This is a genomic window from Pseudomonas sp. FEN (assembly GCF_904067045.1).
Lineage (GTDB): Bacteria > Pseudomonadota > Gammaproteobacteria > Pseudomonadales > Pseudomonadaceae > Aquipseudomonas.
In genome coordinates, this window is sequence record NZ_CAJFDC010000007.1 from 67819 (window position 1) to 86764 (window position 18946).

The following is an 18946-nucleotide window of genomic DNA, read 5'->3' on the forward strand; positions in this document are numbered from 1 at the left end:
AAAGGGCACCACGATCCCTGTAGGAGCCGAGCTTGCTCGCGAAGAACGATAACGCGGTGAGCCTGCCGTGCGCCGCCGCCAATCTCGACATCAATCGAAGATCGCCCGGTCTTTACTCCCTCTCCCCGCGCAACATTCCCTGAGTCAAATCGTCGATGACGGCCTTACCCATCTCGCCCAGGCAATGCGATGCCCAGGCATAGCGTTCGCCATTGCTTTCCAGGGCAGCATCGAGGGAGAGTGCCTTGGCGCAATAGAGCAGGAGGGACGCGTACTCCATGGCTTCCAGAATGGGAACGCCGGGGTTTACGCGAAATAGCTCACGTCCTTGGGAGCCACACTGGGAAAAGGTGATGACGCCTAGGGTTTTACTTGTGGGTAGATTCGTCATTGGACACCTCCAGCGTGGACCTGGGTGCTGGGGCTGGAACATGCAAAGTCAATCCATCAAAATTTCCATTGACCGCGAGATTCTAAAATCGCCAGCCGGACAATATGTCCATGTCCTGCTTTATTCCCAAATCGCATGAATCATATGCCCCGCCGCTACGTTCCGCAGCCCCGCCAAGAGCAGCAAGATAGCCCCAGCACTCTTGCTGACCCACTCAAGGAAAACTGCGATGACCACTTTCACTCGTTACACACTCGACACTGCCCCTGCTGCCTCCAAGCCCATTCTGGAAGCCGTGCAGAAAGCCTTCAGCTTCGTACCGAACCTGCAAGGCAACATGGCTGAATCGCCAGAGCTGCTGGCCGGTTACAGCCAACTCTGGGACCTGTTCGGCAAGAGCACCCTCACCCCGCACGAACAGCAGGTCGTGTACCTGACCTCCAACTTCGAAAACAACTGCCACTACTGCATGGCCGGGCATACCACCCTGGCCAAGATGATCGAGATGGCACCCGAGGTCATTGCCGCTCTGCGCGCCGGCAGCGTCATTCCGGATGCTCGCCTGGAAGCCTTGCATGTGTTCACCACGGCGGTCGTGCGTGATCGCGGTTTCGTCAACGACGCCGGTATCGAAGCCTTCCTGGCTGCCGGTTTCACGCGGCGCAACGTGCTGGAAGTGGTACTGGGCGTCGCCACCAAGGTCATGAGCAACTACACCAACCATCTAGTGCACACCCAGCTCGATCCGTTCATGAAAGGCAACGAATGGACCAAGCCAGCCTGAAACCTGCCTTCGGCCTTCACTCGGCCAGCCCCTGCACGGGCTGGTCCCAGGAGCACTCATGAACAAGCGAAGCTTTTTGATCACCGGCGCCAGCAAGGGCATCGGCCTGGCGTTGGCACAGACACTGGCAAACACGGGTCACCGCGTCGTGGGCATCGCCCGGCACGCTGGGGGTGTCGATTTCCCCGGTATTTTGGTACCGGTTGACCTGGGAGATCGCAAGGCGACCGAACAGGCCTTGGCGACGTTAACCCAGCAGTATGCGTTCGACGGGCTGGTGAATAACGTCGGTCTGGTTCGCCCGCAGGTGCTGGGTGAAGTGGATCTGGACGATTTCGATGCCGTGATGCGGGTGAATCTGCATTCGGCGCTTCTGGCCACTCAGGCGCTGCTGCCCGGTATGCGCGAGCGTCAATGGGGCCGGATCGTCAACATCTCCAGCCTGACCGTACTGGGCATTACCCATCGCACCGCCTATGCCGCCGCCAAGGCCGCGCTCATCAGCTTTACCCGGTCGTGGGCACTGGAACTGGCCACGACGGGTATCACCGTCAACGCCGTTGCCCCTGGGCCGACCGAGACCGAACTGTTCCGCGCGAACAATCCGCTCGGCAGTGAAGGCGAAGCCCGCTACCTCTCAGGCATCCCTCTGCGGCGCTTCGGCCAACCCGAAGAGATAGCAGCAGCCATCGCCTTCCTGCTTTACGAAAGCAGCGGTTTCATCACCGGCCAGACGCTGTTCGTCGACGGTGGCGCATCAATCGGCAAAGCCGCATTCTAGCCAGGGTTGCGTTGCGCACGCCTTGTTGAGATAAACCACCCGTTGCGAGCGAAGCCCCCTGCTTCGCTCGCTTTTTTTGCTATGAGTTTTTAACTGTTTCAGGTGGAACGACATGGATCGATTGGCAGCAATGGAAACCTTTGTCTGCGTGCTCGAAGCGGGGTCGTTTTCCGCGGCGGCGCGGCGCCTCAACCTCGGCCAGCCCGCGGTATCGAAAACCATCGCACAACTCGAAGATCGCCTTGGCGTGCGGCTATTGCTGCGCTCTACTCGCGGGCTTACACCGACCGAAGCCGGCACCGCCTACTACGAACGTGCCAAGCGTGCCATCGAGGAAGCCCACGAAGCCGACCTCGCCGCACGCGGTGCGGGCAGCGGCCTGCACGGCACCTTGCGGATCTGTGCGGCGGTGACCTTCGCGCGTCTGCATGTGCTGCCGTACCTGGGAGCGTTCCTCGATGCACACCCCGAGCTGAACATCGATATCGTTCTGGATGACCGCACCGTCAATCTCGTCGAGGAAGGCATCGATGTTGCCTTGCGTATGGGAGCGTTAGCCGACTCCAACCTGATCGCCCGCAAGATCAGTGAATGTCAGCGGCTGGTGCTGGCCACCCCGGCTTACGTGCTAGCCCATGGCAAACCTTGCAACCCTACTGATCTGGCGCAACACCAAGCGGTCGTTTTCGCCCAGGCAGGCGGCGGTGAGCACTGGGCCTTCAAACAGGGCAGCACGGTGCAGTCGGTGACGGTCAGCGGGCGGGTACGGGTCAGTGCGGCGGAGGGTGTGCGGGCAGCGGTGCTGGGGAGTCTGGGCGTAGCATTGACGTCCCAATGGATGTTCGCGGAAGAACTGGCCAAAGGCGAAGTGGTACCCCTGCTGGAGGATTGGCAGTTGCCGCCGCTGGATCTGTGGGCGGTGTTTCCTACCGGGCGCCTGGCCAGTGCCAAGGCGCGGGCATTCGTTGATTTCGTCGCGGGCTTGATGAACCAACAATAAGCTAGGCCGCCCGAAGGCGGCCTTGAGGGACTCGATGTCAACCACGCAATGCAGGCAGCAACTCAGTGGGCTCTGGACGCAGCGTGTAATCGGGATTCACCTCCGCGTACAGAATGATGCCGTCCTGGCCGATGACGAAACGACCCGGCATCGGCAAGGTCCAGCTCTGATCACCGTTGATGACCGGCAGGTTGTTGCCCAGGCTCAGATAGAGTTCAACCAGGTAGTCCGGCAGTTTGAACCGCAGGCCGAAAGCAGCCGCTACTTCATTGCCGCTGTCGCTGAGGATCGGAAACCCCAGGCCGTTTTGACGTTGCGATTTGCGGCTGTTGGCTTGGCTCTGCGGCGAAATCGCCACCAGGCTGGCACCGCGCGCCTGAAAGGCCGGAAGTGCCTGCTCCAGCGCTTGCAGCTCCATGTTGCAGTACGGGCACCAGACGCCACGATAAAAGCTGATCACCAGCGGCCCGCGCGCCAGCAGTTCCGCCGACGACACCAGATTGCCCTGAGCATCAGGCAGGCTGAATAGCGGCGCCATATCACCGGCCTTGAGCGCACGCTCGGCCTGGCCGCTGGCGATCAGCTCGGCAGTGGCCCGGTGCATCACGGCATGCACGGGTGCCGGAGCATTGTAGGGCGGTTTGCCGGCAACGAAGTCGGCCTTGAAAGCATCCAGTTTGGCTTGAAGGGTCATGAGTATTTCCTCGGTAGGTTGATGTCTCGAGACTCATGATCGCGACATCGCCGCTCGCCCAGTAGAGAGCTGGCCTGCATAGGAAATATGCCCATCAGGAATGCCCTTCACGACTCACCTTGGGCAAGCGATGCCTATTCCAGCCGGGAATGATTCATATCCCCACCAGTTGCCAGCCCTATTCCAGCCCTCCTCGGCAGAATGATCTCCATCGTGGCCAATTGGCACGAAGCCCTATTGCGTTGGACTCATTCTCAATCCAGGAACACCCCATGTTAATCGTCCATGCGTTTGCCACCCCCAACAGCGTCAAAGTCTCCATCGCTCTGGAAGAGTTGGGGCTCGACTACCAGCTGCAGCCGGTCAACCTTCGCCAAGGCGAGCAAAAGCAGCCGACATTCGTTGCTCTGAATGCCAATGCAAAGGTACCGGTGCTGGTCGATCCCGATGGCAATAACGGCCAGCCCATGGTCCTCACCGAGTCGGCGGCCATTCTCGTCTACCTGGCCGAGCGATATGGCCGGCTGCTACCTACCGATGGGGTGAAGCGCGCCAAAGTCTTTGAACAGCTGTTCTTTCACGCCAGCGCGATGGGCCCTTTCACACGGGAACACCTAGCAGATCGGATACAGTTCGACTGAGTGGGACTTCGATTGGCTAGGGAGCATCACGCCCCTCGGGGACAACACCTCGGTCAGCACTCATCTAGACTCAACAGGCGGTCGCAAAAAGAACCGCATACGTCGCTTTGGTGCAGGCGAATCAAAGGCCGCGTGGCAAGCTGGCTTTATATGCCCTGACGAGGTGTGGCGAAGACCGCACCGGGCCCAACAAGATACCCGCCCAGGGTGCCTGGCCAACGGCCTGAAATGCCATGCTAGCGTGACGTGGCGTGAGTGCCGCAGCCGACACTTTCGGACAACCGACAACCGCCTGGTTTGTCCGTGACCGTGAGGAATGCCGTATGCCTGATGAGATGTTGCACCTGCCTATGGTCAACAGCGTGCTGGAGCGCCACAAAGGCTCCCCCGGCGCACTGTTGCCGATCCTTCATGAGATTCAAGCGGGCATCGGCTACATCCCCGATGCCGCCGTCCCCGAGATTGCCCATGCGCTCAACCTGAGCCAGGCCGAGCTGCGCGGGGTGATCAGCTTCTACCATGACTTCCGTACCGCGCCCCCCGCCCGGCATATTCTGCGCCTGTGCCGCGCCGAGTCCTGCCAGAGCCGCGGCGCCGAGCAGCTCGCCGCGCAGTTGCGCGAACGCCTGCAACTGGACGACCACGGCAGCAGCGCCGACGGCAACATCAGCCTGCGCCCGGTCTATTGCCTCGGTGCCTGCGCCTGCTCGCCCGCCCTCGAACTGGATGGCCAGGTACATGCACGGCTCAGCGCCGAACGCCTGGATGCCCTGCTCGATACCTGCCTGGAGGACGCATGATGCCGAGCCTCTATCTGCCCGCCGATTCCCTTGCCCGCGCCGTGGGTGCCGATGAGGTCGCCGTGGCCCTGGTCACCCAGGCCGGCGAACGCAATCTGCCGCTGGACCTGCAACGCACCAGCTCCCGTGGCCTGTACTGGCTGGAACCGCTGCTGGAAATCGACAGCGCGCAAGGCCGTATCGGCTTCGGCCCGCTGACCGTTGCCGATATACCGTCCGTGCTCGATGCGCTGCAAGGCGATCCGGCCGCCCATCCCCTGGCCCTGGGTCCGGTGGAGGAATTGCCTTATCTGAAAACTCAGCAACGCCTGCTGTTCGCCCGCGCCGGCATCACCCGACCACTGTCTCTTGAGGATTACCGCGCCCACGGCGGCTTCGAGGGCTTGACCCAGGCCATCGCCCTGGGCGGCGAGCAGACCGCCAGCGCCGTGTTCGATTCGGGCCTGCGTGGTCGTGGCGGCGCGGCCTTCCCCGCCGGGATCAAATGGCGCACGGTGCGCAGCGCCCAAGCGGCGCAGAAATACATTGTCTGCAACGCCGACGAAGGCGACTCCGGTACCTTCGCCGACCGCATGCTGATGGAGGGCGACCCGTTCCTGCTGATCGAAGGCATGGCCATTGCCGGCATCAGCGTCGGCGCCAGCTACGGCTATATCTATGTGCGCTCGGAATATCCACAGGCCGTCGCCACGCTACGCGAAGCGCTGGACATCGCCCGCGCCGCCGGTTACCTCGGCGCCAATGTCGGCGGCAGTGGCCTGGCCTTTGATATGGAAGTCCGTGTCGGTGCCGGCGCCTATATCTGCGGTGAGGAAACCGCGCTGCTGGAATCCCTTGAAGGCAAGCGCGGGATCGTCCGCGCCAAGCCGCCGATCCCGGCCCTGAAGGGCCTGTTCGGTCAACCGACCCTGGTGCACAACCTGCTGACCCTGGCCTCGGTGCCGCTGATCCTGGCCAAGGGCGCACCGTTCTATCGCGACTACGGCATGGGCCGCTCCCTGGGCACCATGCCCTTCCAGCTCGCGGGCAATATTCGTCACGGCGGCCTGGTGGAACGCGCCTTCGGCCTGACCCTGCGGGAACTGGTGGAAGACTACGGCGGCGGTACCGCCAGTGGCCGGCCACTGAAAGCCGCCCAGGTCGGCGGCCCTCTCGGCGCCTGGGTACCACCGAGCCAATTCGACACCCCGCTGGATTACGAAGCCTTCGCCGCCATCGGCGCCATGCTCGGCCACGGTGGCGTGGTGGTAGCCGACGACAGTCTGGACATGGCCCGCATGGCGCGTTTCGCCCTGCAGTTCTGCGCCGAGGAATCCTGTGGCAAATGCACGCCCTGCCGTATCGGCTCGACCCGCGGCGTGGAGGTGATCGATCGCCTGCTGGCCGCGCCGGACCAGAACGGTCGCGACACCCAGGCACTCATCCTCAAGGACCTGTGCGACACCCTGCAATACGGTTCGCTCTGCGCATTGGGCGGGATGACCTCCTATCCGGTGGCCAGCGCCCTCAAGCACTTCCCCGCCGACTTCGGTCTGCAATCCTCGGAGGCCGAGCAATGATCACTCTCTTCGACCCGAATACCGATATCGACCTCGGCACCCCGGCCCGCGACAGCCAGGTGCAAATCACCCTGAACATCGACGGGCGCAGCATCAGCGTGCCCGAAGGCACTTCGGTGATGCGCGCCGCCGCGCTGCTGGGCACCACCATTCCGAAACTCTGTGCCACCGACAGCCTGGAAGCCTTCGGCTCCTGCCGCATGTGCCTGGTGGAGATCGACGGCATGCGTGGCTACCCGGCGTCCTGCACCACGCCGGTCAGCGAAGGCATGAGCGTGCACACGCAGACGCCGAAGCTCGCCACCCTGCGCCGCAACGTCATGGAGCTGTACATCTCCGACCACCCGCTGGACTGCCTGACCTGCTCGGCCAACGGCAACTGCGAACTGCAGACCGTCGCCGGCCAGGTCGGCCTGCGCGAGGTGCGTTACGGCTATGAAGGCGACAACCACCTGGCCGAGCAGAAGGACACCTCCAACCCCTACTTCGACTACGACCCGAGCAAGTGCATCGTCTGCAACCGCTGCGTGCGCGCCTGTGAAGAAACCCAGGGCACCTTTGCCCTGACCATTACCGGGCGCGGTTTCGAATCGCGGGTCGCGGCCGCCGGCGGCGAGAACTTCCTCGACTCCGAATGCGTATCCTGTGGCGCCTGTGTGCAAGCCTGCCCCACCGCGACCCTGATGGAAAAAAGCGTGGTCGAACTGGGTCAGCCCGAACGCGCGGTGATCACCACCTGCGCCTATTGCGGCGTGGGCTGCTCGTTCCGTGCCGAGATGAAAGGCGACCAACTGGTACGCATGGTTCCCGACAAGAACGGCCAGGCCAACCATGGCCACTCCTGCGTCAAGGGGCGCTTTGCCTGGGGCTACGCCAGCCACCCGGACCGCATCACCAAGCCGATGATCCGCAAGCACATCAACGACCCGTGGCAGGAAGTCAGCTGGGATGAAGCGGTGACCTACGCCGCCAGCGAATTCCGCCGCCTGCAGCAGAAATACGGGCGCGACTCCATCGGCGGCATCACCTCCAGCCGCTGCACCAACGAAGAAACCTACCTGGTGCAAAAGCTGGTACGGGCCGCCTTCGGCAACAACAACGTCGACACCTGCGCGCGGGTCTGCCACTCGCCGACCGGCTATGGCCTGAAACAAACCCTGGGCGAGTCCGCCGGGACCCAGAGTTTCGACTCGGTGATGCAGGCCGACGTGATCCTGGTGATCGGTGCCAACCCCAGCGACGCCCACCCGGTGTTCGCCTCCCAGCTCAAACGGCGCTTGCGTGAAGGCGCGCGGCTGATCGTCATCGACCCTCGGCGCATCGACCTGGTGGACGCGGTACATGGCCGCGCCGAGCTGCACCTGGCCCTGCGCCCGGGCACCAACGTCGCCATGCTCAACGCCCTGGCCCACGTCATTGTCACCGAAGGCCTGCTCGACCAGGCCTTTATCGACACCCGCTGCGAGGGCAGCGATTTCGCCCACTGGAGCGCGTTCGTCAGCCGCGCGGAAAACTCGCCGGAAGTGCTTGGCGCGATCTGTGGTGTCGCCGCTGCCGATATCCGGTCCGCCGCCCGCTTGTATGCCAGCGCTGACAACGCGGCGATCTACTACGGCCTGGGCGTCACCGAGCACAGCCAGGGCAGCACCGCGGTGATGGGCATCGCCAACCTGGCCATGGCCACCGGCAATATCGGCCGCGAAGGCGTGGGGGTGAACCCGCTGCGAGGGCAGAACAACGTGCAGGGCTCCTGCGACATGGGCTCGTTCCCCCACGAACTGCCCGGCTACCGGCACATCTCCAATGAAGTGGTACGGGCGCAGTTCGAACAAGCCTGGCATGTCAGCCTGCAACCCGACCCGGGGCTGCGCATCCCCAATATGTTCGAAGCCGCCCTCAGCGGCAGCTTCAAGGGCCTGTACTGCCAGGGCGAAGACATCGCCCAGAGCGACCCCAATACCCAGCACGTCACGGCCGCTCTATCGGCGATGGAATGCATCGTGGTGCAGGATATTTTCCTCAACGAAACCGCCAAGTTCGCCCATGTGTTCCTGCCGGGCAGTTCGTTCCTGGAAAAGGACGGCACCTTCACCAACGCCGAGCGGCGCATCTCGCGGGTACGCAAGGTCATGGAGCCACTGGGCGGCAAGGCCGACTGGGAAGGCACGGTGGCCTTGGCCAATGCCCTGGGTTACCCCATGCACTACAAGCACCCGTCGGAAATCATGGATGAAATCGCCAGCCTGACGCCGACCTTCACCAATGTCAGCTACGCCGCGCTGGATAGCCATGGCAGCCTGCAATGGCCGTGCAACGCCGCGGCGCCGGATGGAACGCCGACCATGCACATCGAGGAATTCGTGCGCGGCAAGGGGCGCTTCATGCTCACCGGCTATATCCCCACTGAGGAGAAGGTCAACAATCGCTATCCACTGCTGCTGACCACCGGGCGCATCCTCAGCCAGTACAACGTCGGCGCCCAGACCCGGCGCACCGAGAACGTCGCCTGGCACGACGAAGACCGCCTGGAAATCCACCCGAGCGATGCCGAGAGCCGTGGCATCAACGAAGGCGACTGGGTCGGCATCGGCAGCCGCGCCGGACAGACCGTACTGCGCGCGCGGGTCACCGAACGGGTCGCCCCGGGCGTGGTGTACACTACCTTCCACTTCCCGGAATCGGGGGCCAACGTCATCACCACCGACAACTCCGACTGGGCCACCAACTGTCCGGAGTACAAGGTCACCGCCGTGGAGGTCAGTCGCGTCTACCACCCTTCCGAGTGGCAGAAACGCTATCAGGAATTCAGCGACGAACAACAACGCCTGCTCGACGAGCGCCGCCATGAACGCGGCGCCGGAGCCAAAGCCGAGGTGCGCCGATGAGTACTGAAAACCTGATCAAGATGGCCAACCAGATCGCCCAATACTTCGCCACCGAACCGGACCAGCAACAGGCCGTGCTCGGTGTGCGTAATCATCTGCAGTTGTTCTGGACGCCCGGCATGCGCAAGGAATTGCTGGCCTGGCAGATGGAGCATCAAGGGGAGGATTTGCACCCACTGGTGCAGGCGGCGGTCAGTGGGGCGGGGTGGGAGGCTTAGGTTCATACGATGGGATGACCCCTTGGCCTGTGAAGACGGGTCGAGGGGCGTTCCAGTGCTTTTAAAATCGATGCTCTGCGTTTCCAACGCAGCGTCTGGCAATGCACCATTGCACTCGCTTAATCAGTTTTCGGCCACTGCTGGGCACCGTGCAACAAGCGGATAATCTCAATCAGCTTGAGGCGGGGCCTGAGGCGATAAACAACGACGAACGGGGTGCCGCTAATGACCAGTTCGCGCGTCCCTTCGATGCGACCGAATCGCCCCATCTCAGGGTGATCGAGCAACTGGCCGACCTGATGTTCGATACGATCACCCTGATCGATCGCAGCACCAGGGTTGCGCTCGCCAATGTAATCGAGCTGTACATCACGATCATGAATCGCACCAGGGAGCCAGCGAATAATCAAGAACCGCCCTCCTTGATGCGTTTCGCCAACTCTGCTCGTTTCGCCGCCCAGCTTGATTTCGCCTCTTCATGCGATACCCACTGGGTGTTCGGATCATCCGCTTCGGCCAGTCCCTGTTGCACCTGCTCACGAAACCATTTGTCGTGCTCGGCGGCCCCATGCGTGCGTTTCAGCGCCTCAGCACGATCTGGTCGGATCCGGCTGGCGCTCCTGTCCTCGGGATTCCAAAGCGCAACATCGAAGGCACCAACCACAAGGCCGAGCCCGAGTAGCAGGTTCAGGGCCTGGCCAGGATTACCGAAACTGCGCGGCTCGCTACTACGCGCCTTGGCCAGTACGGCGGCGTCTCCGTTCCGGGTTTCTACTTGGACGAAAAAAACCCCGCCCAGCGCTTTCAAGGTAACACCGACGATGCCACCCGCTTCGGTGGTGGCCCGCAGTTGTTCCAACGTGAGAGTGCGCATAGCGATTGCCCTATAGCATCACGATTAATTGTTATGAAAGTACACGAGTAACAATTAACCTGCAATTATTGTGGGAGCCGAGCTTGCTCGCGAGGAACGATAACGCGGTGAGCCTGCCAACACTCACCGCCAAAATCGGCACAAGCCAGACGTCACCCGCCTACACCAACGCCTCCGCGCAACATCCCCTGTGTCAAGTCATCAATGATTGCCTTACCCATCTCACCCAGGTAATGCGAGGCCCAGGCATAGCGTTCACCATCGCTTTCCAGGGCGGCATCAAGGGAGAGTGCTTTGGCGCAATAGAGCAGAAGGGAAGCGTGCTCCATGGCTTCCAGAATGGGAACGCCGGGGTTCACGCGGAACAGTTCACGGCCTTGGGAACCGCACTGGGAAAAGGTGATGACACCCAGGGTTTTGCTTGTGGGTGGATTGGTCATTGGGCACCTCCGGCGAATGCGTGGGTACCGAGGGCTAGAACTTGCAACGTCGATCCGTCAAAAACACTCATACGCTTGGCTCCTAATGTGAGAGAGCTACCACGTTCGTTTCCAGGCGATTGGGTGGCAGCTGTACGCAGGCTGGAAACCGGGACAATAGGAAAACCCGGCAGACCCGAAGGCCTCCCGCGCACAGCCGCCATAACACGGAGAGACTGGCACAAAAAGGCACCAGCCGTCGTGATGAATGGTGGCGCCTATGCGCCCATTGTTCCACAGGTTTCCAGGCCTGGTCGTTGGATTTTCAACGACAACTCAAGGATAGCGTGACGCCTAGGGAAACTCTGAAAAACACTTCCAAATTTGGTGAAATACCCGTCTCGTCCACACTGAACGGTTGAGCCCCGATGAAACAGATGTCCTTTGCCGATGCTGAGTATGCCGGTAAACGCAAACAGACCCGGCGTGAGCGCTTCCTGATTGAGATGGATCAGGTCGTACCCTGGAAGGGCCTGATTGCCTTGATCGAACCGCATTATCCAAAAGGTGAAGGCGGCCGTCCGGCGTACCCGCTGATGGCGATGTTGCGGGTTCATCTAATGCAGAACTGGTTCGGCTACAGCGACCCGGCGATGGAAGAAGCGCTCTACGAAACGACGATCTTGCGCCAGTTTTCAGGACTTCACCTGGACCGGATTCCCGATGAAACGACGATTCTCAACTTCCGTCGGCTGCTGGAAAAACATGAGTTGGCCAGTGGGATCTTGCAGGTCATCAACGGTTATCTGGGTGATCGTGGCCTGATGCTGCGCCAAGGCACGGTGGTCGATGCCACGATTATTCACGCGCCGAGTTCGACCAAGAACAAAGAGGGCAAGCGCGACCCTGAGATGCATCAGGCGAAGAAAGGAAACCAGTATTTCTTTGGGATGAAAGCGCACATTGGCGTCGATGCCGACTCCGGCCTGGTCCATAGCCTGGTGGGCACGGCGGCGAATGTGGCGGATGTCACGCAGGTCGATCAGTTGCTGCAGGGTGAGGAAACGTACGTCTGTGGCGATTCGGGTTACACCGGTGTGCAGAAGCGTCCTGAGCACCAGGGACGCCAGATGTATTGGTCGATTGCCGCCCGGCCCAGCACGTTTAAGAAACACGGCAAGAAGAGCCTGATCACACAAGTGTATCGAAGAATAGAACGTGCGAAGGCTCAGATACGGGCCAAGGTCGAGCATCCGTTTCGAGTCATCAAACGCCAGTTCGGCCATACGAAAGTACGTTATCGCGGGTTGGCGAAAAACACAGCACAACTGACCACACTGTTTGCCTTATCGAATCTGTGGATGGTGCGAAAACGGTTGATGAATGCGGGAGAGGTGCGTCTGTAATGCGGACCGTACGCCTTGAAACAGTACGATCAGAGGTAAGAACCGTGAGTTAAAGACAGGAAGGGTCTGCTGCTCGACCGACTCAGAATTTTTTGAGCCTCAGCCAATGAGGGCATCAGAAATCGGTGGGTATTTCAGACCTTCCCTAGAGCATTCAAGAAAGTGTTTGAGGCGAGATATTTCAGATGGAAGTATCACTTATTCACCATCTGCCCCCAGCATCCCATAAACCTTATCGAACCGACTGGAATTTAGCATAAGTCAACGCCAGAGAGTGATGCACCTCCGCCCTAGCCTGATCTACACCCTCTATAATATCAGCCAACAAGCGTTTACACTCATAATAATTACCCTCAAGCTCTTTCCGTCTCCTCGAGCTTATACCAACAGCATTATAGCTCTCAAAAACCGAGTTCGCCGCCTCGCCCAATCTATAATAGTTAACACTACGAATATCGCCAGCCCTGATAGCTTTACTCATAAAGGTCAAACCAGCAAATCTTTCACCGCTTTGCACACTAACATTCCACAGGTCGTCTAATATCTTCACGGACAAATCTTTCAACTCTTGCTTTAAAGCCCCATAGCTTTTCCTTATAGATTTTGAAACATCATCATAGGCACCGTTCAACAATTCTAATTTCCGACCAGCAGACTCAACAATAGAAGATAGTAAAAATTTAGCATCAGCAGATCGCCGCAACCACTTAGCATTGGCCAATCCACCATCAGAAACCGCAAGACGGCAAACCTCTACCACCTCAGACTTACTCCCCACCCGAAGCTCTACTTGAAACCAAAGATCAAATAAAAGCTCCTTTCTCTGCCCATAAAAATGGGCATCTTTAAAAGACCCCCTCACAATATTTATATTAGCATTCGGATCAAATGCCTCAACTCGAGCCAATGCCAGCAGCAAATCTGGATTATTTTTAAACTGTTGATTCTTGAGCAGCGCTTTGATGGTAGCTCTAGAACGAGTAAAATCCTGAGCCTTCAGAAGAACAGCTGACTGTCTAATTGCCTCCCCGACTGAGGCCTGATTACTTTTAGAGGAATTTGCCTTTAACCCTTGCGCCCGCCCCTTAACATAGCCGAGATATCTTTCAGAGTTCGTAACCACCAAATCCTTCAAAGACAGAGTCAAATTAGCTATTGACTGAGAGCATTTAAAACGAGGCTCAGATTCAATAAACGATGCAGACTGCAAAAGAAACAACTTACCAAGTTCCTCTATAGAATCCTCAATCAATAACTCCTCTAACTCTGTATAGTGCCGCAACTCTGCCAACGAGCAAGAACCTATAAAAGAAATAGTCAAAAGCACCCTCCTAGCCTCAGGGCTCAGCTGCTCTATTTCACGCCTAAGCGCCGCACTTCGTACGGCCTCTCCCTTTTTTCCTTCCCACTCTGAAATTGCCTTATCAATAGAGTATCCAACGCGACAAAGCCTTAAAATTGATTCCGTAAACAACGGCGACCCTTCGGAGGCCACAGCTAACTTTCTGACCGACTTAGAGCTAATATCATCAAACCCCATCAAAGATTTTAGCTCATCTATATATTCCTCATACTCACCACCTGACAAACCAGGAACCTCAATCGCAGCATCGGACGAATAGCTCACATTAGCCCGAGTAGTTAGCAATATTTTAGAATTGCCATTTCCAATTTCACGAGCTGTTTCCATGATTCTTTTTTGCTCATCCAACTCAGCAGAGTCAACATCATCAACAACAATAAAAGACGAAATATCTTGCAGATTTCTCCGTGCAATTCTCTTTAGCTGATTAATTGAAACATCTTCAAGCTCAGAATCCACAGACCCAGTTCTCTGACAAATAGAAACGAGCAAGCTTTCAAGATCAGAATAATGAGTTTCTGGCGTCCCTATAAAATCATCAACGCCGGCCCTAAACTGCTTAGTTTTCGCTGTCAACCAGATAATTTGCTCAAAAAGAGGCGCCCCTGCCGAAGCTATAAGCTGACAGAATTCATATGCTATAGATGTCTTACCTTTCCCGCCTTCACCCGCCAACACCTTTGCATACTGAAACTCATCAGACAACCACGCCCAAAGCTTCTGAATTATTTCAACACGACCTACAAAATTGGGGCAAATAAAATTCCGATCAGGGAGATTATGATCTAACAAAGCCATCTTTTTATACGGATGGCCTTCAAGCACTGCCACAAAATCCCTACTACTAGTTAAAAACTCAAAATCAGCGTGCGTAACTGCTTGCTTGCATTCATCTCCTGCTCGATAAAGAGTTGACCCCTCAGAAAAAATTTGCTTATTTTTTTGGTCATCCGCCCTTTTATTAGCCGAGATCGTATGAAGCTTTTCAGGTCGCTTAGGAACGTGCAGCAGTCCAAGCCGAAGATCAGCGTCACCATACACGACCTCTATAATTGTCACATCCAGGCGCCGACCAAAATATTTATCAAGCTGCCCCCTTAGCTTTTGAATATTGAACCCTTCTGACTCCACCCCTACCAGTTCAAACTTTTTATCCTTCTCAACTTCTCTAATACCATAAATTATGTACCCACCATATGTATTATAAAAACTAGCCACTGCTCTTGCCGTTTTCGAATAATCATGAGCATCAGCCTCGTAACATTCCTTATAGTCCCACAGCTCACACTCAAGGGGAACCGGGACACCGTCAGGAATAATAAGCTCCAGTATATCGCGAGACAGACTTCCAAGCTGAACACAAGAATAAACCTTCTTTTTTAATTCTATAACATTCATCACCACCCCCAAAATCCGCCACCATTTTTACAACACAGGCATAAAGACGTTACATACCTGATCATTGAGACCCAACTATCAACCGCAGTTATGCAATCTCAAACAAACCATCGAACAGCGCAACAAACTACTCAAAAACCTGAACCGACTGTGACCGGGCTTTGCTGAGCCCTTATAGAAAACCCCTCAACGACATTTATCGCTTTCTAGCTTTCCATCCCGGAGATAATCTTTATCGGACGCTCAATCATGTTTGCACCCACCAAGCTAAAATCGCTGAAAAGACAACACCACTCATACCCCCATATCATTCTTCATCAATATTTTAGCTCTGCCATATTAATTAGATGAGCTGCCGCCAACCCTATTTTTATTACGCACATACAACACCGCCCCACCTGTCGGCGAGCCACCCCGGCTTTCCAACTCAAAAGATTTGCTTTGGCTGCGAATCAAGCCGCTGAGTTTGGTATGCCCATACAGCCGAGAATCAAAATCAGAGCGCAGTTGGCTGATATTGTTGCCCAACGCGCCCAATGGAGCCCAACCATCCTCGTCAGCAATGTCATCCAGGATCTTCGCGATGAATTCCACCGGCACCTTAGGAGGCTTTGTCGACGCAGGAGGAGCGTGCGGTTTCTCTATCTCTACAACATGGTTAGCCGCCGCAGACGGCTTCTCAGCCAACCCTCCCGGCTCAACCACCGCCTCAGCCCGTAGAATCTCGGTATAGATAAACTTGTCGCAGGCCGACACAAATGGCTTGGGCGTCTTCTCTTCGCCGAAGCCATAGACCGTCATGCCCTCCTCGCGTAAGCGAGCAGCCAGTCGGGTGAAGTCACTATCGCTGGATACCAGACAGAAACCATCAAACCGGCGCGTATAGAGCAGGTCCATCGCGTCAATGATCAGCGAGCTGTCGGTGGCATTCTTGCCCTTGGTATAGGCGAATTGCTGGATAGGCTGGATGGAGTGATCCAGCATCAGCTTTTTCCAACTGCCCAGTTGCGGTGAGGTCCAGTCGCCATACATGCGTTTCACGCTGGCGATGCCGTATTTGGCGATTTCCTCGAACAGCCCCTCGACAATCGCCGCCTGGGCGTTGTCGGCGTCGATCAGGACGGCCAAATGCTTTTGCTGGTGGGCATGGGGAGACTTGATAGCCATTACTCATCCTTGAAAAGTGGCTGCCGGAAGTAGGCTGAAAATCAGTACCCAACAGGCAGTTCCACTACGTCTTCCTTAACGAACATGAAGGCCTGGGTCATCGGCGCGCGGAGGCGGCCGAGAACATAGGGCGTCAGGAGAAGCTACTATTTCGACATCACGGCGTCTACTGATCGCGCCAGAGGAAAAGAAGGTTTGCGACTAAAGGATGATTTAAAAACGGATCGATAACCCAGTGAATGAAGCTGTTCACTTGAGATCTACACCGTCTGGGCCGGCGCTTTCGCGGGCAAGCCCGGCTCCTACAGGGTTTGTGTGTAGCGAATGATTTGTGGAGCAATTCCGAATGCTTGGTTCGTGAAAACAAGGATAAACCGCACGCTCTATCCCGGACTGGACCCAATAGTGGCATTTCAGTAGCATCGGCGCCTTTCTTCCGTATCCGTCAGCCAGGGATGAGCAATGCCGGCTCTTTCACTTTTTCCATCACGCCTGTTAACCACTACGACCCTGCTCCTATCGGCGCTAATCGGAGGTTGCAGCGTCAACGGCACCTACCCGGACGCCACGGACCCGGACGCCGCCAAGCTGCGTTTCATCGCCAATACACAAAATGCCACGCTCGATTACTTCGATGCCGAGCATTGCGACGGACAAACTACCGGCATCCTCAACAATCTGCTGCTTGGCGATACCAAGCGACGTGCCGACATGAGTATCGCGCCGCCGGAAAACGCCAGGGGCTATCTGGAAATCAAACTAAAGCCCGAACACGAAACCCTTCTACGGATCCATACCCAGAACGGCTATTCGGTGTGTGGCAACAGCATCAATCTCAAACCTGAACGCAATGCCGAATACGAGCTGACCTTCGACTCCGGGAAGGGCCAGTGCAGTAGCCAGTTACAACGGGTCCGCAAGATCAATGGCAAGGAGCAGCGCAGTCCCGTGCTGGTCTTTGAAAAAGGCCTCCCGGCCTGCGTCGGACGCAACGTGATGTTCCCGAAACCACCGGAACCATTGCCGGACACTCCCCATCGCCTGGAACTGATAGGCCGGATTATCGACAACAGCCTTATTCCAGCCATGAAACCCGACCCGGCTGAAATCGCCAAGACTGCGTTCTCCGCGGAAAAAATCGACGGTTTGATAGCCGAGCGCAAGGCCAAGCTGGGCTTCACCCTGCCGGACGACTATTGGACCTTGTATCGCCAGAATCTCCAGGCCTTCGATGCAGAAGCTGCCCAACGCAAAGAGCGGACCTTGCAGCTGTACAAGGACGAGTACCTTCTGCGCCTGCGTCGGTTGAAGGATGAGGACCTGGAACAACGGGCGCAGCCCGAAGACAAGTCAGCCAAATCGACCAATGTGGCCGCGCTCGAACAATACAAGTCGATGACTCTCTACTATTTCGGCGCCAGCAAACGGGTAATGCTGGAAACCATCGACCATCATCTGGAGCGGATGGCGCAGATGGATGCGCATTACGGCATCTGCGAGCGTTATGCCGATTGCTGGAGACGCTGAAACCCGAGGCCTCGCGGTAGGGCTCACGCACGCTACTGCCGCGAGAAAAGCCCAACATTCGCTGTCATCACCTATGCTTTCGGCGACCGCTCCAGTCACTGCCGCCCTGTGCCGATCACAGACAAGGACGTTCCATGCCGCGCCTCTCCCCGCACATCCAGTTCTCTCTGCTCACCCTCGCCCTCACCTGCGTGATCTTGCCAGTTCACGCCACCGACAAGGTCGAACGTCGCTGCGGCTGGTTCGAAAATCCGACTGCGGCAAACGCCACCCTCACCGACCGTGACGGCACCTGGGAAATCGCCACCCAAGGTGGCTACCAAGCCGAAGGCGCCTGGCCACAATTCAGCGATGCGCAATGGGTCCGTACCAACGGGCATTACGGCTACGGCTGCGGCTGCATGACCGCCAGCGCCGATCCCGAGACTCATCGCCTGAACCACCTCAGCAACGCCATCGCCCGCCCACTGGCGGCCTGCCGCAACGATACAACCTTGCACGAGCCGGAAAATCCGCTCGCGCCACGGCCACCCGATGTGCCGGCCTCAGCCAAAAATATGAAGCCCTACCAGGCCGAGGGCTTCAGCTTCAACTACCCGAAAGGCTGGAAGGTCAGCAAACACAAGGAGTGCCTGAACCTCAATCAGCCAAAGCCTCGGGCCAACGAGGAATACACTCTCAACCTGTGCGTCCAGCACGGCACGCTGCAACAGGCCGCCGACAGCATGATCTTTTCCCAGGAAGACGGCGTCTGGATGCGGAGTGCTGGCATGGATTCACCCAGCCCTGTCGACATCATCGAAGGCCCGGGCTGGAAAGGCATGCAGACGACCCAGACCTGTGGCGTCGGTGATGAAGCGAGCGGCTTTCACGCCGCCGGCGGTACCTGCCTGATGGCGATTGTCTATAACGACAAGACGCAGTTGCTGTTCGATACCGTAGGTTACTATCAGGACTTCGACACGATTGGCACGATCATTCGCTCGGTCCGGTTTGATGAGAACAAGTAGAAAGTACGCAGCCCATAGGTTACGCCCAG

18 protein-coding genes are annotated in these 18946 nt (G+C 57.7%); 11 read left to right on the forward strand and 7 right to left on the reverse strand.

Going from position 1 to position 18946, the window contains the following annotated elements:
• Positions 1 to 112: 112 nt before the first annotated feature.
• Positions 113 to 391, reverse strand: a complete 279-nt coding sequence (locus tag PFEN_RS06215) for a DUF3077 domain-containing protein (protein ID WP_191486037.1) — start codon at positions 389 to 391, stop codon at positions 113 to 115.
• A 229-nt stretch (positions 392 to 620) separates the two neighbouring features.
• On the opposite strand from PFEN_RS06215, the gene PFEN_RS06220 reads away from it, so the two are divergent.
• From PFEN_RS06220 to PFEN_RS06230, 3 genes are all read left to right on the forward strand, one after another.
• Positions 621 to 1175: a carboxymuconolactone decarboxylase family protein gene (locus tag PFEN_RS06220; RefSeq protein ID WP_103498557.1), complete on the forward strand. Its 555-nt coding sequence runs from the start codon at positions 621 to 623 to the stop codon at positions 1173 to 1175.
• A 58-nt stretch (positions 1176 to 1233) separates the two neighbouring features.
• On the forward strand, positions 1234 to 1956 hold the full coding sequence (locus tag PFEN_RS06225; RefSeq protein ID WP_191486038.1) for an SDR family oxidoreductase: 723 nt from the start codon (positions 1234 to 1236) through the stop codon (positions 1954 to 1956).
• 112 nt (positions 1957 to 2068) lie between these two features.
• Positions 2069 to 2956: a LysR family transcriptional regulator gene (locus PFEN_RS06230; protein WP_191486039.1), complete on the forward strand. Its 888-nt coding sequence runs from the start codon at positions 2069 to 2071 to the stop codon at positions 2954 to 2956.
• 37 nt (positions 2957 to 2993) lie between these two features.
• Here PFEN_RS06230 and PFEN_RS06235 read toward each other — a convergent pair whose 3' ends face one another.
• Positions 2994 to 3650, reverse strand: a complete 657-nt coding sequence (locus PFEN_RS06235) for a peroxiredoxin-like family protein (protein ID WP_191486040.1) — start codon at positions 3648 to 3650, stop codon at positions 2994 to 2996.
• A 272-nt stretch (positions 3651 to 3922) separates the two neighbouring features.
• Here PFEN_RS06235 and PFEN_RS06240 point away from each other — a divergent pair, with 272 nt between their 5' ends.
• The 5 genes from PFEN_RS06240 to PFEN_RS06260 all read left to right on the forward strand — a co-directional run bounded on the left by PFEN_RS06240 (position 3923) and on the right by PFEN_RS06260 (position 9753).
• Positions 3923 to 4291 (forward strand): glutathione S-transferase N-terminal domain-containing protein, encoded by a 369-nt coding sequence (locus PFEN_RS06240; RefSeq protein WP_191486041.1) that lies wholly within the window; start codon positions 3923 to 3925, stop codon positions 4289 to 4291.
• A gap of 323 nt (positions 4292 to 4614) precedes the next feature.
• The gene (locus tag PFEN_RS06245) at positions 4615 to 5091 is read left to right on the forward strand and encodes a formate dehydrogenase subunit gamma (RefSeq protein WP_191486042.1); all 477 of its coding nucleotides are present in this window, start codon (positions 4615 to 4617) and stop codon (positions 5089 to 5091) included.
• Positions 5088 to 6650, forward strand: coding sequence for a formate dehydrogenase beta subunit (locus tag PFEN_RS06250; RefSeq protein WP_191486043.1), 1563 nt, complete (start codon positions 5088 to 5090; stop codon positions 6648 to 6650). The genes PFEN_RS06245 and PFEN_RS06250 overlap by 4 nt, the downstream gene beginning before the upstream one ends.
• Positions 6647 to 9535 (forward strand): formate dehydrogenase subunit alpha, encoded by a 2889-nt coding sequence (fdhF, locus tag PFEN_RS06255; RefSeq protein ID WP_191486044.1) that lies wholly within the window; start codon positions 6647 to 6649, stop codon positions 9533 to 9535. The genes PFEN_RS06250 and fdhF overlap by 4 nt, the downstream gene beginning before the upstream one ends.
• Entirely contained in the window at positions 9532 to 9753 is a 222-nt protein-coding gene (locus PFEN_RS06260; RefSeq protein WP_191486045.1) for a formate dehydrogenase subunit delta, read from the forward strand. Before fdhF ends, PFEN_RS06260 begins: the two co-directional genes overlap by 4 nt.
• A 119-nt stretch (positions 9754 to 9872) precedes the next feature.
• Here PFEN_RS06260 and PFEN_RS06265 read toward each other — a convergent pair whose 3' ends face one another.
• The 3 genes from PFEN_RS06265 to PFEN_RS06275 all read right to left on the reverse strand — a co-directional run bounded on the left by PFEN_RS06265 (position 9873) and on the right by PFEN_RS06275 (position 11067).
• The gene (locus PFEN_RS06265; RefSeq protein ID WP_191486046.1) at positions 9873 to 10163 is read right to left on the reverse strand and encodes a type II toxin-antitoxin system RelE/ParE family toxin; all 291 of its coding nucleotides are present in this window, start codon (positions 10161 to 10163) and stop codon (positions 9873 to 9875) included.
• Positions 10160 to 10627: a hypothetical protein gene (locus tag PFEN_RS06270; protein WP_191486047.1), complete on the reverse strand. Its 468-nt coding sequence runs from the start codon at positions 10625 to 10627 to the stop codon at positions 10160 to 10162. The genes PFEN_RS06265 and PFEN_RS06270 overlap by 4 nt, the downstream gene beginning before the upstream one ends.
• Before the next feature lie 152 nt (positions 10628 to 10779).
• Positions 10780 to 11067, reverse strand: a complete 288-nt coding sequence (locus PFEN_RS06275; protein WP_191486048.1) for a DUF3077 domain-containing protein — start codon at positions 11065 to 11067, stop codon at positions 10780 to 10782.
• A gap of 407 nt (positions 11068 to 11474) precedes the next feature.
• Here PFEN_RS06275 and PFEN_RS06280 point away from each other — a divergent pair, with 407 nt between their 5' ends.
• Positions 11475 to 12452 carry an IS5 family transposase gene (locus PFEN_RS06280; RefSeq protein ID WP_191486049.1) on the forward strand — a complete coding sequence of 326 codons (978 nt, stop codon included), beginning with the start codon at positions 11475 to 11477 and terminating at the stop codon, positions 12450 to 12452.
• A gap of 232 nt (positions 12453 to 12684) precedes the next feature.
• On the opposite strand, the gene PFEN_RS06285 is transcribed toward PFEN_RS06280, so the two are convergent.
• Both PFEN_RS06285 and PFEN_RS06290 read right to left on the reverse strand, forming a co-directional pair.
• Positions 12685 to 15213, reverse strand: a complete 2529-nt coding sequence (locus PFEN_RS06285) for an RNA-binding domain-containing protein (RefSeq protein WP_191486050.1) — start codon at positions 15211 to 15213, stop codon at positions 12685 to 12687.
• Between the two features lie 339 nt (positions 15214 to 15552).
• Positions 15553 to 16380, reverse strand: a complete 828-nt coding sequence (locus tag PFEN_RS06290) for an NYN domain-containing protein (protein ID WP_191486051.1) — start codon at positions 16378 to 16380, stop codon at positions 15553 to 15555.
• A gap of 462 nt (positions 16381 to 16842) precedes the next feature.
• Between PFEN_RS06290 and PFEN_RS06295 the strand changes: the two genes are divergently transcribed.
• The gene (locus tag PFEN_RS06295; RefSeq protein ID WP_191486052.1) at positions 16843 to 17907 is read left to right on the forward strand and encodes a hypothetical protein; all 1065 of its coding nucleotides are present in this window, start codon (positions 16843 to 16845) and stop codon (positions 17905 to 17907) included.
• Between the two features lie 134 nt (positions 17908 to 18041).
• Positions 18042 to 18917: a DUF4087 domain-containing protein gene (locus PFEN_RS06300; RefSeq protein WP_191486053.1), complete on the forward strand. Its 876-nt coding sequence runs from the start codon at positions 18042 to 18044 to the stop codon at positions 18915 to 18917.
• Positions 18918 to 18946: the final 29 nt, after the last annotated feature.